Source organism: Ottowia sp. (assembly GCF_046348305.1).
Classification (GTDB): domain Bacteria; phylum Pseudomonadota; class Gammaproteobacteria; order Burkholderiales; family Burkholderiaceae_C; genus Ottowia.
Window position 1 is genome coordinate 83470 of the sequence record NZ_JAXMEM010000013.1, and the last position, 15498, is coordinate 98967.

General features: G+C 68.8%; 14 protein-coding genes and 1 tRNA gene. 6 read left to right on the top strand and 9 right to left on the bottom strand.

The window, feature by feature from the left end; translation table 11 throughout:
• The first annotated feature begins 5 nt into the window (after positions 1-5).
• The 5 genes from rnc (at position 6) to acpS (ending at position 3829) form a co-directional block, all read left to right on the top strand.
• Positions 6-689, top strand: a complete 684-nt coding sequence (gene rnc, locus U1F38_RS15450; protein ID WP_409987976.1) for a ribonuclease III — start codon at positions 6-8, stop codon at positions 687-689.
• Entirely contained in the window at positions 686-1672 is a 987-nt protein-coding gene (gene era, locus U1F38_RS15455) for a GTPase Era (RefSeq protein WP_409987962.1), read from the top strand. The genes rnc and era overlap by 4 nt, the downstream gene beginning before the upstream one ends.
• A 149-nt stretch (positions 1673-1821) precedes the next feature.
• Complete coding sequence (gene recO / locus U1F38_RS15460; protein WP_409987963.1) at positions 1822-2610, top strand: DNA repair protein RecO; 789 nt, start codon at positions 1822-1824, stop codon at positions 2608-2610.
• Positions 2607-3368, top strand: a complete 762-nt coding sequence (locus U1F38_RS15465; RefSeq protein ID WP_409987964.1) for a pyridoxine 5'-phosphate synthase — start codon at positions 2607-2609, stop codon at positions 3366-3368. The genes recO and U1F38_RS15465 overlap by 4 nt, the downstream gene beginning before the upstream one ends.
• Before the next feature lie 59 nt (positions 3369-3427).
• Positions 3428-3829 carry a holo-ACP synthase gene (gene acpS, locus U1F38_RS15470; RefSeq protein ID WP_409987965.1) on the top strand — a complete coding sequence of 134 codons (402 nt, stop codon included), beginning with the start codon at positions 3428-3430 and terminating at the stop codon, positions 3827-3829.
• A gap of 24 nt (positions 3830-3853) precedes the next feature.
• On the opposite strand, the gene U1F38_RS15475 is transcribed toward acpS, so the two are convergent.
• The 9 genes from U1F38_RS15475 to fdnG all read right to left on the bottom strand — a co-directional run bounded on the left by U1F38_RS15475 (position 3854) and on the right by fdnG (position 14283).
• Positions 3854-4246 carry a DsrE family protein gene (locus U1F38_RS15475; protein ID WP_409987966.1) on the bottom strand — a complete coding sequence of 131 codons (393 nt, stop codon included), beginning with the start codon at positions 4244-4246 and terminating at the stop codon, positions 3854-3856.
• Entirely contained in the window at positions 4243-4722 is a 480-nt protein-coding gene (locus U1F38_RS15480; RefSeq protein ID WP_409987967.1) for a glycine cleavage system protein H, read from the bottom strand. Before U1F38_RS15480 ends, U1F38_RS15475 begins: the two co-directional genes overlap by 4 nt.
• A gap of 338 nt (positions 4723-5060) precedes the next feature.
• Positions 5061-5156 (bottom strand) — tRNA-Sec (locus U1F38_RS15485).
• A gap of 7 nt (positions 5157-5163) precedes the next feature.
• Positions 5164-7077, bottom strand: coding sequence for a selenocysteine-specific translation elongation factor (gene selB, locus U1F38_RS15490; protein ID WP_409987968.1), 1914 nt, complete (start codon positions 7075-7077; stop codon positions 5164-5166).
• Positions 7078-7084: 7 nt separating this feature from the next.
• Complete coding sequence (selA, locus tag U1F38_RS15495; RefSeq protein WP_409987977.1) at positions 7085-8569, bottom strand: L-seryl-tRNA(Sec) selenium transferase; 1485 nt, start codon at positions 8567-8569, stop codon at positions 7085-7087.
• Positions 8569-9579: a formate dehydrogenase accessory protein FdhE gene (gene fdhE, locus U1F38_RS15500; RefSeq protein ID WP_409987969.1), complete on the bottom strand. Its 1011-nt coding sequence runs from the start codon at positions 9577-9579 to the stop codon at positions 8569-8571. The genes selA and fdhE overlap by 1 nt, the downstream gene beginning before the upstream one ends.
• Before the next feature lie 62 nt (positions 9580-9641).
• Entirely contained in the window at positions 9642-10289 is a 648-nt protein-coding gene (locus U1F38_RS15505; protein WP_409987970.1) for a formate dehydrogenase subunit gamma, read from the bottom strand.
• On the bottom strand, positions 10286-11200 hold the full coding sequence (gene fdxH / locus U1F38_RS15510; RefSeq protein ID WP_409987971.1) for a formate dehydrogenase subunit beta: 915 nt from the start codon (positions 11198-11200) through the stop codon (positions 10286-10288). The genes U1F38_RS15505 and fdxH overlap by 4 nt, the downstream gene beginning before the upstream one ends.
• Before the next feature lie 2 nt (positions 11201-11202).
• Positions 11203-14283: a formate dehydrogenase-N subunit alpha gene (gene fdnG / locus U1F38_RS15515; protein WP_409987972.1), complete on the bottom strand. Its 3081-nt coding sequence runs from the start codon at positions 14281-14283 to the stop codon at positions 11203-11205.
• 232 nt (positions 14284-14515) lie between these two features.
• On the opposite strand from fdnG, the gene U1F38_RS15520 reads away from it, so the two are divergent.
• Positions 14516-15274 carry a 3-hydroxyacyl-CoA dehydrogenase gene (locus U1F38_RS15520; RefSeq protein ID WP_409987973.1) on the top strand — a complete coding sequence of 253 codons (759 nt, stop codon included), beginning with the start codon at positions 14516-14518 and terminating at the stop codon, positions 15272-15274.
• Positions 15275-15498: the final 224 nt, after the last annotated feature.

Consider the following 15498-nt stretch of genomic DNA (forward strand, 5'->3'; position numbering starts at 1 on the left):
CGGCGCTGTCGCCCGAACTGCAGGCGCTCGAGCATCGTCTGCAACACCGTTTTGCCAACCCGGCCCTGCTGCAACGCGCGCTGACGCACCGCAGCTTCTCGGCCGACCACAACGAGCGCCTCGAATTCCTGGGCGACTCGGTGCTGGGCCTGGGCGTGGCCCACATGCTGTACGAGGCACTGGGCGAGGGCGCCGAGGGCGATTTGTCGCGCCTGCGCGCCCAGCTGGTGCGCCAGGACAGCCTGCACCAGCTGGCGCTCAAGCTGGGCGTGCCGCCCCTGCTGCGCCTGGGCGAGGGCGAACTGCACTCGGGGGGGCAACGCCGCCCGTCCATCCTGGCCGACGCGCTGGAGGCGCTCATCGGCGCGGTTTATCTGGATGGCGGCCACGGCGCTGCCGACGCTCTGATCCGGCGGCTGTTCGAGCAGGTCGAGATCTCGCCCGCCATGTCGGCCGCCGCCAAGGACGCCAAGACCCGCTTGCAGGAATGGCTGCAAGGTCGCAAGATGGCGCTGCCGCAGTATGAGGTCACGCAGGTCTTGGGTGCGGCGCACCGCCAGACCTTCGAGGTGCGGTGCACTGTGGCGCAACTGGCGCTTCAAGCCATCGGCCAGGGCCCGTCGCGCCGCGCCGCCGAGCAGGACGCCGCCGTCGCCATGCTGCGCCTGCTGGACACTCCATCACCATGAATGCTTCTGAAACAATAGCTGACAGCGCAGGCCCACAGGGCGTTGCAAGCCAATCCGATCAAAATCCGGTGCCCACGCAGCGTTGTGGCCTGATCGCCATCGTGGGCCGCCCCAACGTGGGCAAGTCCACGCTGCTCAATGCCCTGGTCGGGCAGAAGATCAGCATCACCAGTCGCAAGGCGCAGACCACGCGCCACCGCATCACCGGCATTCGCACGCGCGCGGACGAGCAGGGCGGCGGCACGCAGTACGTGTTTGTCGACACGCCCGGCTTTCAAACCCGCCACAGCAGCGCGCTCAACAAGTCGCTCAACAAGACTGTGCTGGGCGCCATCGATGGCGTCGATCTGGTGCTGTTCGTGGTCGAAGCCGGCAACTTCACCCTGGGCGATGCCAAGGTGCTGTCACTGCTCAAGCCCGGTACGCCCGCGCTGCTGGTGGCCAACAAGCTCGACACGGTCCATCGCCGCGCCGAGCTGGCACCCTGGCTCAAAGGCATGGCCGAGCGCCACCCCTTTGCCGAATTCGTGCCGATGTCGGCCAAGAATCCGCGCGACGTGGCCCGGCTGCTGGATGTCTGCGCGCGCTACCTGCCCGAGCAGCCCTGGTGGTATGGCGAAGACGAGCTGACCGACCGCAGCGAGAAATTCCTGGCTGCCGAGGTGGTGCGCGAGAAGCTGTTTCGCCTGACGGGCGACGAGTTGCCCTACACCTCCACCGTGGTGATCGACCAGTTTGCCGAGGAAAAAAGCCGCGCCCACGGCCGCATGGTGCGCATCGCCGCCACCATCGTGGTCGAGCGCGACGGCCACAAGGCCATGATCATCGGCGAGAAGGGCGAGCGCCTGAAGCGCATCGGCACCGAGGCCCGGCAAGAGCTTGAGAAACTGATGGACTGCAAGGTGTTCGTCGAGCTGTGGGTCAAGGTGCGCTCGGGCTGGGCCGACGACGAGGCGCGCGTGCGCTCGTTCGGCTACGAGTGAGCCCCGCGAAAGCGGATGCGGATACCGGACGCAGAGGACGCAAAGGCTTCGCAGAGAACGCGAAAGATGCAAAGAGCTTCTTGGTTGTTCCTTTTGCGTCCTCAGCGAATTTTTGCGACCTCTGCGTCCGGTAGTCCGATTCCTCTCCAATGCCCTCCCACCGCGTCACCCACGAACCCGCCTACGTCCTGCACCACTATGACTGGAGCGAGTCCAGCCTGATCGTGGAGGCCTTCACGCGCTCGCACGGGCGCATGGCGCTGGTGGCCAAGGGGGCCAAGCGGCCGTCATCCAACTTTCGGCCGGTGCTGCTGCCCTTGCAGCCGCTGCTGCTGTCCTGGGGCGGCGAGGGCGAGATCCGCACGCTCAAGGGCGCCGAATGGGGCGGCGGGCTGGTGATGCCCACGGGCGAGGCGCTGCTGTCGGGCTATTACGCCAACGAGCTGCTGCTGCGCCTGCTGGCACGCGAGGACGCGCACCCACGTCTGTTCGACGCCTATGCCGCGCTGGTCCATGTGCTGGCCTCGCCCGACGCCGAAGTCCTGTCGCCCGCCGCGCTGCGCGCCTTCGAGCTGCTGCTGCTGCGCGAGACCGGACACCTGCCGGCGCTCGATGCGCAGAGCCTGACGCTGGCGCCGATCGAGGGCGACACCGGCTATCGCCTGGTGGCCGAAGGCGGCCTGCGCGAGGCGCACGGCGACGACGATGGCGCGTGGCTGCCCGGCCTGGCCTGGCAGGCGCTGGCCGCGGCCCTGGGCGACGAGGCGGCATTCAGCGCCACGCTGCAGGCGGTCGCCCACTGGCCGCTGGCGCAGCAGGCGCGGCTGCGCCAGCAATTGCGCGAGCTGCTCCACTACCATGGCGGTGGCAGCACCTTGCGCACGCGCCAGCTCATGCTGGATTTGCAGCGCCTGAAAACCCGATCGACCGCACCATGACCGTCCAGCTATCCGTCAACGTCAACAAGGTCGCCCTGGTGCGCAACACGCGCCACCTGGGCATTCCCAGCGTCACGCGCGCCGCCACGCTGTGCCTGCAAGCCGGTGCGCACGGCGTCACCGTGCACCCGCGGCCCGACGGGCGCCACATCCGCCCGCAGGACGTGTTCGAACTGGCCGCGTTGATGAAGCAGTGGCCCCGCGCCGAATTCAACATCGAGGGCAACCCCACGCAGAACCTGCTGGACTTCATCCGCGCGCTTGCGGGCCGGGACATGCGCCCGCAGCAGGCCACCTTCGTGCCCGACAGCGAGAGCCAGTTCACCAGCGACCATGGCTGGAGTTTGTCCAGGGATGCCGAGCGCCTGCGGCCCCTGATTGCCGAATGCCACGCGCTGGGCGTGCGGGTCAGCCTGTTCATGGACCCAATGCCGGATCAGATGGCCGCCGCCCGCGCCGTGGGCGCCGACCGCGTCGAGCTCTACACCGAGCCCTACGCCGCCGCCTGGGGCACGCCCGATCAGGCCGCGCAGTTGCAGCGCTACGCCGCCGCCGCGCAGGCCGCGCTGGATGCCGGCCTGGGCGTCAACGCCGGCCACGACCTCAACCGCGACAACCTGGCCGCCTTCGTGCGCGCCGTGCCCGGCCTGGCCGAGGTGTCGATCGGCCATGCCTTCATCGCCGATGCGCTGGAACTGGGCTATGCGGCCACCACGCAGGCCTATCTGGCGTGCATCGCCAGCGGTGACAAATCCTGATTTGATAGCTGCTTGCGCAGGCAAGGCAAGCGCTGGTGTCCATTTTTCCTTGTGAACGCATGATTTACGGCATTGGCACCGACATCTGCGACATTCGCCGCATCCGCGCCAGCTTCGAGCGCCATGGCGAGCGCTTTGCCCAAAAGATCCTGAGCGAGGGCGAGCTGGCAATCTGGCGCCGGCGCAGCGCGCGTTGGCCCGGGCGCGGCTTGCGCTACCTGGCCACGCGCTTTTCGGCCAAGGAGGCCTTCAGCAAGGCCATCGGCCTGGGCATGCGCCTGCCCATGCACTGGCGCCGCTGCGAGATCGCCAACGCACCGGGCGGCGCGCCGTGCATCGTGCTGCACGGCGAGCTCAAGACCTGGTTCGAGGCGCGCGGCCTGCAGGCGCACATCACGCTGAGTGACGAGAGCGACTATGCGGTGAGCTTTTGCGTGGTCGAGCGCGAGGCGGCGCGCTGACGGCGCGGATGGCCCGGATGGCGATCAAAACACCAGCGCGCGCCAGCGCCGGTCGATGGCGCGGGCCATGAATTGCACGGCGCCGCCGCGCTGGCAACCGGGCCACAGCGGCGCCGCGTCCAGGCCCTGGGCGTGCAGGGCGTCGCTGCAGGCAAACAGGCGCGCACCCAGCGCCACCGCTTCGGTGATGTTGTCGGCAATGCTCTTGTCCACCCGCGGGCTGGCGCGCAGGCGTGCGGCCACGCCCGGCACCAGCAGGTGCACGCTGGCGGCGCTGAAGTACAGCTCCACCGGCACCTCCATGGCGGCCGCGGCGGCGGCGTGGAAAAAGGGCGTGGCCAGCCGCTCGGGCGCGGCCGGGTCGGCCGCCCACAGCAGGATGGCCACGCCCGCGACGCTGTCCTCGGCAAAGCTCATGGCGGCGTGTCCGGGCGGCCGGTGGCGCCGCAGTCAAGCGCGTGCGCATGGGCGCGCGCATGCTCGGCCATGGCGGCCTCGAGTGCCGGCCCGTGCAGCAACCGGGCCTGGTCGGCGGCCAGGTCCGTCAGGCGCAGCCGCGCGATCCAGCCCGCGCCACAGGGCTCGCGGTGCACCCAGTCGGGGCGATCGTCCAGCGCCGGATTGACTTCGAGCACCGTGCCGCTGACGGGCGACTTGACGGCCACGATGGACTTGGACAGCTCCACCACCGCGATCGTGCCGCCCTGCGCCACCACACTGCCCACCCGCTTGGGCCGGCACATGAAGACTTCGCCCGACAGCGCGATCCCCAGCGGCGTGATCCCCACCGTCGCCGTGCCGTCGTCGTGCACCCGCGCCCAAACCTGGTGGTCGACCAGCACGTGCAGATCGGCGGGCAGGGCGGTGAGAGCGGATTCGGTGGCGCTACTCATCGCAGCACCGCGTAGAGCGTCCGCTGTCGGCAGCGCCAATAACCCGAAGAGCCAGAAGGCCGCGGAGCAGGCCATGCAAGCCCGTGCTCCACGGCGCATCCATCGTCGGCAGCGCCAAGAGCCCAAAAAGCCGTGGGGTGGTGGAGCAGGTCACGCCAGGCCATGCGCGACGGCGCATCCATCGTCGGCAGCGCAAAAAACCCAAAGAGCCACGGGGCTGCGGAGCAAGCCATGCCAACGATCGCCGTGGCCGGGGTCTCCCCGGCCAGGGGCGATGCCCCCGTGAGGGGGGAGGCGCAACATCGCGCAGCGAGTGGAGACTGGGGGCGGGCGTTTGCTGGCGGAAAGGTATGGGAGTCGAACCCACCCGGCGACGCTTGGCGCCACCCACCGGGTTTGAAGCCCGGCCCACCCACCAGGATGGTTGCCTTTCCGTTTTGGTCATTGCAAAAGTTCGGTTTCGGCGCGCAGGCGATGGACGTCGCCCACGCGCCGGGTCAGGCCGATGCGATCGAAGTATTCCAGAATCTGGATGGCGCGCTTGCGGCCCAGGCCCGTGGCGTCGCGAAAGGCGGCCGCCTGCACTTCGCCCGTGTGCCGGGCGCCGACATCGCGCGCCAGCGCCGCCAGCCGAGTCATGGCGCCCGGCGGGTAGTACAGGTCCTTGACCACCTGGTGCAGCTCGCCGCGCCGCGCCAGCCGCGCCAGCGTGGTGCGCACCAGCGGCTCGGGCTCGCCGGCGTCGCGTGCCAGGTCGCGCGCCCACGCACCCTCGAAGCCGCAGGCGCCCAGCGCGGGCGCCACCTTTTGCGCAATGCGGGTTTCGGTGGCCGACAGCTCGGCGCCGTGCGTGGGCAGGTGCGCCACGGGGCCGTGCAGCGCCACCTGGCCCTGGGCCGCCAGCCGCGCCACCAGCGCCTGCCACAGCGGGGCGGGCAGGCGGGGTGCGGCCAGCCGCCGCAGGCGCGCGGTGTCGGGGCCCAGCTCGTCGGGCTGCTTTTCATGAAAGCTCTGCAAGGCTTGCAGCACGGCCTCCGCGTGCGCCTGGACCTGCGCGGCGCCCAGCGCAAATCCGCCTTGCACCAACGCCCCTTCAGCGACAGCGTCGTCGGGCGGTGCGGCAAGGCCCTGGGCCATGGCAAAGCGCGCCAGATCGACGCCCTGGGGCGCGACGGCGAGCAGGGCCTGCAAGCGCTCGGCCACGCTGCGCTGGCCCAGCGCCTGCAACTGGGCCAGGCGCTGCGGCGTGCGGCGGTAGCGCGCGGGGCCATCCGGATCGAGCACCTGGCCGCCGGCCAGGGTGCGGCTGGCCGCGGCATCGCGCAGCAGCACGCGCTCGCCGTGCCAGGCGCCCAGCGGTGCGTGCAGCACCAGTTGCGCCAGCGCCGTGTCGCCGGGGGCCAGCCGGTCGGTGCCCAGCAGGGCGACGGTGGCATTGGTGTGCGCGGCGCCGATGTGCGCCTGCACGTGCGCGCCCGAGCGCAGCGCCTGCGCCTCGCCCGGCCACAGCGTGAGTTGCAGGTCCAGCCGCGACGTGGCCAGCGCCACGGCCGGGTCGGTCAGCCACTGGCCGCGCGCCACCGCGTCGCGCGCCACGCCGGCCAGTGCCACGGCGCAGCGCTGGCCGGCGCAGGCCTGTTCAACCGCCTGGTTTTGCGCGTGCAGGCTGCGCACGCGCGCGCGCAGCGGCGCGCCGTGCGCGGCGGGCGACACGGCCAGCTCGTCGCCCACGCGCACGCGGCCGGCGTGGATGGTGCCGGTGACCACGGTGCCGGTGCCGGACAGGGTGAAGGCGCGGTCGATGGCGAGGCGGAAGGCTTGCGATTCGGATGGGTCGCCAGCGCTTTCCCCATCGGCGCGAGCAGCTTCAAAAAGATGAGCGCGCAGCGCATCGATGCCCGCGCCGGTGGCGGCCGATGCCGCCAGGATCGGCGCCCCCGCCAGCGCGGTGCCGTCGAGCAGCACCGCCATTTCCTCGCGCACGGCTTGCACGCGGCTTGGCGCGGCGCGGTCGATCTTGGTGATGACCACGGCGCCGCGCGCAATGCCCAGCAGCGAGAGCACGGCCAGGTGCTCGCGCGTTTGCGGCATGGGCCCGTCGTCGGCGGCCACCAGCAGCAGCGCAAAGTCGATGCCGCTGGCGCCGGCCACCATGGTGTGCACCAGGCGCTCGTGGCCGGGCACGTCGATGAAGCCGATGCGCGGGCCGCCCGGCGTGTCCATGAAGGCGTAGCCCAGCTCGATGCTGATGCCGCGTTTTTTCTCCTCGGGCAGGCGGTCGGTGTCCACGCCGGTCAGCGCGCGTACCAGCGTGGTCTTGCCGTGGTCGATGTGGCCGGCGGTGCCAATGATCATCGAGCTATCAATATGAGAGCTGCTCGCGCTTGTCAGACAAGCGTAGCAGCCCGATTTGGTCAACAAAGTCGGACGCCCGCTCCAGGCAGCGCAGGTCCAGCAGAAGGCGCTCGTCCTGAATGCGGCCGATGACCGGGATGGGCAGCGCGCGCAGCGCGTCAGCCAGTTGCTGCAGCGCGCGGCCGGCGCCTTTCTTCTCGGTGGGGGCGATGGCCAGGCCGGCCGAAGGCAGCCGCTCGACGGGCAGCGAGCCGGAACCGATCTGTCCCTGCAAGGCCACGACTTCGACCGTGAAGCGCGGCGCCAGCGCGGCTTGCAGGGCGGGCAGCAGCGCGTGCGCCGCGGCCTCGATGTCGGCCAGCGGGCGGGTGAGCAGGCGCAGCGTGGGCAGATCGCGCGCCAGCCGCTCGGGGCGCAGGTACAGGCGCAGCGTGGCCTCCAGCGCCGCCAGCGGCAGCTTGCTCAGGCGCAGCGCGCGCTTGAGCGGGTGCTTGCGGATGCGCGCCACCAGGTCTTTGCGCCCCACGATCAGCCCGGCCTGCGGGCCGCCCAGCAGCTTGTCGCCGCTGAAGGTGACGATGTCGCAGCCGGCGGCCAGCATCTGCTGCGGCGTGGGCTCGGCCGGCAGGCCCCAGGCCGTCATGTCGATCAGCGCGCCGCTGCCCAGGTCGGTGACCAGGGGCAGGCCGCGGGCACGGGCCAGGGGCGCCAGCACGGCCTCGGAGGCCGCGGCGGTGAAGCCCTGCACCGCGTAGTTGCTGGTGTGCACCTTCATCAGCAGCGCGGTGCGGGCGGTGATGGCGCGCTCGTAGTCGGGCAGATGGGTGCGGTTGGTGGTGCCGACCTCGACCAGGCGCGCGCCGGCGCTCTTCATCACGTCGGGCATGCGAAAGGCGCCGCCGATCTCCACCAGCTCGCCGCGCGAGACGATGACCTCCTTGCGCGCGGCCAGCGCCGCCAGGCACAGCAGCACGGCCGCCGCGTTGTTGTTGACCACGGTGGCGGCCTCGGCGCCGGTCAGCTCGCACAGCAGGGCTTCGATCAGGCTGTCGCGGTCGCCGCGCCCGCCGGTGGCCAGCTCGTATTCGAGGTTGTTGGGGCTGGCCATCAGCGCCTGCACCTGCGCCAGCGCGGCATCGGGCAGCGGGGCGCGGCCCAGGTTGGTGTGGATCACCGTGCCCGTGAGGTTGATGACGGCGCGCAGGCGCGGCGCCAGGCGCTGCTGCACGCGCCGCTCCAGCGCGCCGGCCAGGGCCTGCAGCGCCACGCCATCGGCGCCCAGCGCGCCGGCCAGCGCCTGCTGGCGCAGCTCGGCCAGCAGGGCCCGCGCCTGGCCGGCGATCAGGGTGTGGCCGTGCTCGGCCGCCAGCGCCTGGACGGCCGGCGTGTGCAGCAGGCGATCGACGGCGGGCAGTTGCTCCGGTGTCGCGAGGGGCCGTTGGCTGGGCTGGGCCGGCGAACCGTGAACCACGGATTCTTCGGGCCGGCGCATCATGCCGGCTCCGGTTGCGCGGGTTCGCTGTCGCCGAACAGCAGCAGCAAATTGGTGCCGTGGCGCTGGTAGCCGGCGTCCGACACCAGCAGGTCGAGCGTGAGGCTGGCCAGGTCGTCGGCGATGGGCTCGACGTGCGCGTCGCGCTCCATGTGCACGATCTTGAGGTAGTGGCGGCAGGCTTCGCAGGTCTCGGCCTCGACGGCGGCGCGGGTGTCGGGCGTGCCGGCGTCGCCCACGGCCTGCAGGGCCTGGTATTGAATGCCCTTGGCGCTGCCGCAGTGGCAGCAGTGGATCAGCTCGGTGCGCCATTGGGCATTGCACAGCGCGCAGTGCAGATAGCGCTGGCCCTTGAACCCCTGGCCGGCGCGCGTGATGCTGGCCGTGGGCAGGCTGCCGCAGCAGGGGCAGTGCTGCGCGGGCGAGGCGGGCGGCGCGAAGGATTTGAAAGCGTCGGGCTGCGCCGCCGCGGTGGCGGCCAGGCGCTGGGTCCAGTACAGCTGCAGGCCGGCGGCGATCAGCGGCGCGGCGGCCATGTCCAGGCCCAGCGTGATGCCGGCCAGCAAACGCTCGGCCTGCTGCTCCAGCGCGGCGTCGGGCAGGGCGATGACGGCTTGCACGGTGGCGCGCGCGGGGCTGTCGGCGGGCAGGTGCTGCAACACCTGCGCCATGGCCGCGCGCCATTCGGTGCGCCACGAGGGCTCGCGCGCGAGTCGTTGGGGGGCGAGCGGGGGCTGGGCGCTGGCCAGGGCTTGGGCGACGGATTCGGCGTCGGGCGGCGGCAGCGCGGGGTGCGCCTGCGCGCGCTCGTGCAAGGCTTCGCACACCACGGCCATCAGCAGCAGGTATTCGCGCATCGCGTGGCCGGCGGCCAACTGGCGCAGGCGCAGCGCGCGCTCGGCAAACAGCGCCGTGGGTTTGGGGGCGATGAAGGACGGGATGTCGAGGCCCGCGCGCAAGACGATTTGCTCGGGGGAGGGCAGCTCGGATGGGTGGGTTGGCGTGGTCAAGGCAAGAAAAACGGCCGCCGATGCGGGCACCGGCCGGCAATGAAGGGTGGGTTAATGCGGCATCACTTGGGTTGTGCCTTGGCCGAGCGGCCCTGGATTTGCTCACGGTACCACAGCGGATGGTGGTGCCGCGCCCAGCCGGCGCTGACGGTGCCGCGCGTCATGGCCTGCACGGTGCCCTTGACCCAGATGGCGGCATAGGCATGCACGATGACCGTGAGAATCAGCCCGAAGGCCGCCAGCGCGTGCAGCACCACGGCGATGCGCTGCAGCCAGATCGGCACGCTGGGCGCGAACCAGGCCTGCCAGAACAGCAAGCCGGTGGCCAGCAGCACGATCAGGCACAGGGCAAACAGCCAGAACACCAGCTTCTGCCCGCCGTTGTATTTGCCGATCGGTGGCATCTGCGCCGCGTTGCCTTCGGAGATCAGCTTGCTGGCCGAGCTCAGCCACGCCGAGTCTTCCTTGCACCAGACGTTGGCACCCACGAACATGAAGAACATGCCCAGGAACAACACGAACATGGCAATGCCGAGGTAGGGGTGCAGGATGCGCGCCCATTGCGGACCACCGACCAGCGCCGTCAGCCAGAACAGCGCCGGATGGAACAGCGCGAAACCCGAGACCGCCGCCAGCACGAAGCAGGTGACCACGGCCCAATGGTTGGAGCGCTGGCCGGCGCTGTAGCGCTGCAGTTGGAGCTTTTTCATCGCGGCTCTCCTTGGGTGCCTTGCCCGGCTTCAGCGGCGGCGGCTTCCTCGTCTTCGTCGGAGACCTCCAGCGGGCCCTTGCGCAGGTAGTGAAACCAGCCGGCAAACGCGGCGCCGGCCATGACGGCCAGGCCGACGGGCTTGGAAACGCCCTTCCACAGCGACACCCAGGGGCTGATGCTGGGGTTGGCCGGCAGGCCTGTGAGGGCTGGCTGGTCCGAGTGCTTGAGCACGTACATCACGTGGGTGCCGCCCACGCCCGCCGGGTTGTACAGGCCGGCATTCTTGTAGCCGCGCTCCTTCAGGTCGGCCGCGCGCTGCTCGGCATAGGTCACCATGTCGTCCTTGGGGCCGAAGGTGATGGCGCCGGTGGGACAGGCCTTGACGCAGGAGGGCTCCAGGCCCACGCCCACGCGGTCGGAGCACAGGGTGCACTTGTAGACCTTGTTGTCCACCGGGTTCATGCGCGGGATGTCGAACGGGCAGCCCTTGATGCAGTAGCCGCAGCCGATGCAGTGCTCGCTGATGAAATCGACGATGCCGTTGGCGTACTTGACGATGGCGCCGGGCGAGGGGCAGGCCTTCAGGCAACCCGGGTCGGCGCAGTGCATGCAGCCGTCCTTGCGGATCAGCCATTCGAGGTGGTTGGGCTCGGGCTCGACCTCGTAGAAGCGCATCAAGGTCCATGACTGCGCCGTCAGGTCCATCGGGTTGGTGTATACGCCGACGTTGGTGCCCACCTCGTCACGCAGGTCGTTCCACTCCATGCACGCCACCTGGCAAGCCTTGCAGCCGATGCACTTGGAGACGTCGATGAGCTTGGCGACCTCGGGCACGTGCGAGCGCGCCTGCGGTGGCGGGGTGGTGGTGGCTGATCGGGCAACCACGTCCTGGGTTTGCAGGCTTGACATGGCTATACCTTCTCGATGTTGACGAGAAACGCCTTGAACTCAGGCGTCTGCGAGTTGGCGTCGCCCACGAAGGGCGTCAGCGTGTTGGCCAGGTAGCCGTTCTTGGTCTGGCCCTTGAAGCCCCAGTGGAAGGGAATGCCCACCAGGTGCACCTTCTGGTCGTTGACGTCCCAGGGTTTGATGCGCTTGGTGACCACCGCCTTGGTGACGATGTGTCCGCGGTTGCTGCTGACCTTGACGCTGTCGCCGTGCCGGATGCCCTTTTCCTTGGCCAGCTCTTCGCTGATCTCGACGAAGGACTCGGGCTGGATGATGGCGTTGAGCCGCGCGTGCTTGGTCCAGGTGTGGAAGTGCTCGGTCAGGCGGTAGGTGGTGGCCGAGTACGGGAACTCCTCCTTCTTGCCAAAGGCGTCCATGTCGCTCTTGAACACCCGGGCGCAGGGATTGCTGAGCGCCTTGGGGTTGCCGGGGTGCAGTGGGTTCACGCCGATGGGCGTCTCGAAGGGTTCGTAGTGCTCGGGGAAGGGGCCCTCGGCCATGCCGATGGCATGCAGTCGCGCCACCCCCTCGGGGTTCATGATGAACGAGCCCATGCCCATCTCCGGCGCGGCGGTCGGCATCATGTCGGGGATGTCGGCGCCGGTCCAGGCCTTGCCGTTCCAGTACTCGTACTTCTTGTTGGGCGCCCAGGGCTTGCCGCTGGGGTCGGCGCTGGCGCGGTTGTACAGGATGCGGCGGTTGGCGGGCCAGGCAAAGCCGAAGTTCTGGTACACGCCCAGGCCCGTCGGGTCGTTCAGGCTGCGCCGCGCGGTCATGTTGCCGGCCTCGGTCCAGGCGCCCGAGTACAGCCAGTTGCCGCAGGCGGTGGAGCCGTCGTCGCGCAGCATGGCAAAGCCGGGCAACTGCTGGCCGGCCTTGACCAGCACCGCGCGCGGCGCCGTCGGGTTGGCCGGATCGGCCGGGGCCAGCACGTCGGCCAGGGCCTTGCCGTTGATCTCGCGCAGCAGCTCGGTCGAGGAGGGTTCCTTGGGCTGCACGTAGTCCCAGGCCAGGTTGGCGATGGCGTCGGGGAAGGCGCCGCCCTCCTTGGCGTACATCTCGCGCAGCTTGACGAACAGCAGCGCCATGATCTCGGAGTCGACCTTGGCCTCGCCCGGCAGGGCGATGGACGCTTCCTTCCAGATCGCCACGCGGCTGGAGTTGGTCAGGCTTCCTTCTTCTTCCGCAAAGCAGTTGCTGGGCAGGCGGAACACCTCGGTCTGGATGTTTTCGGGCTTGGCGTCGTTGAAAGGGCCGAAGTTCTGCCAGAAGTCGGCCGTCTCGGTCTCGAGCGGGTCGATGACGACCAGGTACTTCAGCTTGGCCAGCGCCGCCGACAGCTTGTTCTTGTTGGGCACCGTGGCCAGCGGGTTGAAGCCCTGCGACAGGAAGCCGTTCATCTTGCCCTGGTGCATCAACTCGAACAGGTGCATGGCGTCAAAGCCGCCCTCCAGCTTGGGCACCCAGTCGTAGCAGAAGTTGTTCTCCGGCGTGGCGGCCTTGCCGAAGTAGGACTTCATCAGGCTGTTGAAAAAGCGCGGGAAGTTGCTCCAGTAGTTGAACTGGTTGGGCCGCAAGGGCTTGGGCGTGCAGCGCTTCAGGTACTTTTCGTACGTGTCGTCGCCGTCCATCGGGGCGCTGAGATAGCCCGAGAACACCTCGGCGTAGGCGTTCATGTCGGTCACGCCCTGCACGTTGGAGTGCCCGCGCAGCGCGTTCACGCCGCCGCCCGGCCGGCCGATGTTGCCCAGCAGCAGCTGGATCATGGCCATGGTGCGGATGTTCTGGCTGCCCACGGTGTGTTGCGTCCAGCCCAGCGCGTACAAGATGGTGCTGGTCTTGTCGGGCGCGGACATCTCGCCCAGCATCTCGCACACCTTCAGGAACTTGTCCTTGGGCGTGCCGCAGATCTTGCTGACCATCTCGGGCGTGTAGCGGCTGTAGTGTTTCTTGAGCTGCTGGTACACGCAGGCCGGGTCCTGCATGGTGTCGTCGACCAAAACGTACCCGTCCTCGCCCAGCTGGTAACCCCAGGTGGACTTGTCGTACTTGCGCCTGGCCTCGTCGTAGCCGCTGAAGACGCCGTCCTTGAGCTCGAAGCCGGGCTTGGTCAGGAAGGTGGCGTCGGTGTTGAACTTGACGTATTCGTGGTGGATCTTGTCGTTGGTCAAGAGCCAGTTGATGACACCGCCGAGGAAGGCGATGTCGGTGCCGTTGCGAATCGGCGCGTAGAAGTCGGCCACCGCCGACGTGCGATTGAAGCGCGGGTCGACCGAGATCAGCTTGGCCTTGCGCTTTTCCATCGCCTCCACCACCCACTTGAAGCCGACGGGGTGGGCTTCGGCGGCATTGCCGCCCATGACGAGAACGAGATCCGTGTTGCGGATGTCGGTCCACGAGTTGGTCATCGCTCCGCGACCGAAAGTCGGGCCCAGACTGGACACCGTCGGCGCGTGTCAGACGCGTGCTTGTGTATCGATCCCCACCATCCCCAGGCCGCGCGCCACCTTCACCGTGAGGTAGCTCGACTCGTTGGAGGATGAACTGCACATCAGAAAACCGGTGGTCGTCCAGCGGTTGACGGTGGTGCCTGCGGCGTTCTTGGTCTGAAAATTGGCGTCGCGATCGGCCTTCATCCGCTTGGCGATGCGCGTGATGGCCTCGTCCCAGCTGATGCGCTTCCACTCCTTGCTGCCGGGCTCGCGCACGGCGGGGTATTTGACACGGGCGGGCGAGTTGATCATGTCCAGCACACCCGAGCCCTTGGGGCACAGCGAGCCGCGGCTGACGGGATTGTCCGGATCGCCCTCGACGTGGATCACGCGCTCGCGAACGTTCTTGGCTTCGTCGCCCAGCTTGTAGATCAGCATGCCGCAGCTGACGGAGCAGTAGGGGCAGATGCTGTGCGAGACGGTGGCGTGGGTCAGCTTGAAGGCGCGTGTTTCAGCCAGCGCGGCGGTGGGCGAGAAACCCAGGGCCACCAGGCTGGACGCCGCCAAGCCAGCCCCGCTCACGCGGAAAAACTGGCGCCGGTTCATGTCCATGAACGTTCTCCTCGTTGCCATGCATCGCGTGAGGCCCGACGTGCGCCTCCTTTCGGATGCATTTCGCCACAGTCTAGACCCAGCTTGAGGGTCGGCCACTCAGGTAAACCCTGAATCGAACGGTCGTGCGGGTATTGTGAGCGCCGCGGTTGATGCAGCGCATGTGCGCCCAGTGTTGGCGTGCACGTCAATAATGCAGACCCCTGAAGAATTGAGCAGCAAGGAGCTTGATATGCAGATCAAAGGCAACGTATTCATCGTCACCGGTGGCGCATCCGGCTTGGGCGAGGGCACCGCTCGCATGCTGGCAGGCGCCGGTGGCCGGGTGGTCATCGCCGACATGCAGGCCGACAAGGGCGAGGCCGTGGCGCGCGACATCGGTGGCGTGTTCGTCAAGTGCGACGTCAGCAGCGAGGCCGATGGCCAGGCGGCGGTGGCCAAGGCGACGTCGCTGGGCAAGCTGGCAGGCTTGGTCAATTGCGCCGGCATCGCGCCGGCCGAGAAGACCGTGGGCAAGAGCGGTCCGCACAAGCTGGACGTCTACACGCGCACCATCATGGTCAACCTGGTGGGCAGCTTCAACATGATCCGGCTGGCCGCCGATGCCATGAGCAAGAACGAGCCCGAGGCCACGGGCGAGCGCGGCGTGCTGATTTCGACGGCCAGCATCGCCGCCTATGACGGGCAGATCGGACAGGCGGCCTACGCGGCCAGCAAGGGCGGCGTGGTGGGCATGACCCTGCCCATTGCGCGCGACCTGGCGAAGAGCGGCATTCGCAACATGACCATCGCGCCGGGCATCTTCGGCACCCCCATGCTGTTTGGCATGCCCAAGGAGGTGCAGGACGCGCTGGCTGCCGGCGTGCCGTTTCCCAGCCGCCTGGGCACGCCCGAGGACTATGCCAAGCTGGTGCGCCACATCCTTGAGAACGACATGCTCAACGGCGAGGTGATCCGCCTGGATGGGGCGATCCGGTTGGCGCCCAAGTGACCATGCGCATGGCCGACTTCGCGGTGCCCACTGGCGCGCCTTGTCTTACATGTGGCTGACAAACAGTGGTCCAAATCGCTGAATTTGTTCAGGGTTTTCGAGCTTTTGCCGGGGATGTGCGCGAGCGTACATTCAGCAATACATCATGACTTGACCTGTTTTGCGGACGTTTGATTCGCAGGAGCCAGGTCGCTGCAATGGTGCGGTTTCGGTTGGTTTGGTTG

What these genes read in the sequence shown, in the direction of transcription:
- era (WP_409987962.1), top strand. Translation starts at nt 686, where the DNA reads ATGAATGCTTCTGAAACAATAGCTGACAGCGCAGGCCCACAGGGCGTT.
- recO (WP_409987963.1), top strand. Translation starts at nt 1,822, where the DNA reads ATGCCCTCCCACCGCGTCACCCACGAACCCGCCTACGTCCTGCACCAC.
- U1F38_RS15465 (WP_409987964.1), top strand. Translation starts at nt 2,607, where the DNA reads ATGACCGTCCAGCTATCCGTCAACGTCAACAAGGTCGCCCTGGTGCGC.
- acpS (WP_409987965.1), top strand. Translation starts at nt 3,428, where the DNA reads ATGATTTACGGCATTGGCACCGACATCTGCGACATTCGCCGCATCCGC.
- U1F38_RS15475 (WP_409987966.1), bottom strand. Translation starts at nt 4,246, where the DNA reads ATGAGCTTTGCCGAGGACAGCGTCGCGGGCGTGGCCATCCTGCTGTGG.
- U1F38_RS15480 (WP_409987967.1), bottom strand. Translation starts at nt 4,722, where the DNA reads ATGAGTAGCGCCACCGAATCCGCTCTCACCGCCCTGCCCGCCGATCTG.
- selB (WP_409987968.1), bottom strand. Translation starts at nt 7,077, where the DNA reads ATGATCATTGGCACCGCCGGCCACATCGACCACGGCAAGACCACGCTG.
- selA (WP_409987977.1), bottom strand. Translation starts at nt 8,569, where the DNA reads ATGCGCCGGCCCGAAGAATCCGTGGTTCACGGTTCGCCGGCCCAGCCC.
- U1F38_RS15505 (WP_409987970.1), bottom strand. Translation starts at nt 10,289, where the DNA reads ATGAAAAAGCTCCAACTGCAGCGCTACAGCGCCGGCCAGCGCTCCAAC.
- fdxH (WP_409987971.1), bottom strand. Translation starts at nt 11,200, where the DNA reads ATGTCAAGCCTGCAAACCCAGGACGTGGTTGCCCGATCAGCCACCACC.
- U1F38_RS15520 (WP_409987973.1), top strand. Translation starts at nt 14,516, where the DNA reads ATGCAGATCAAAGGCAACGTATTCATCGTCACCGGTGGCGCATCCGGC.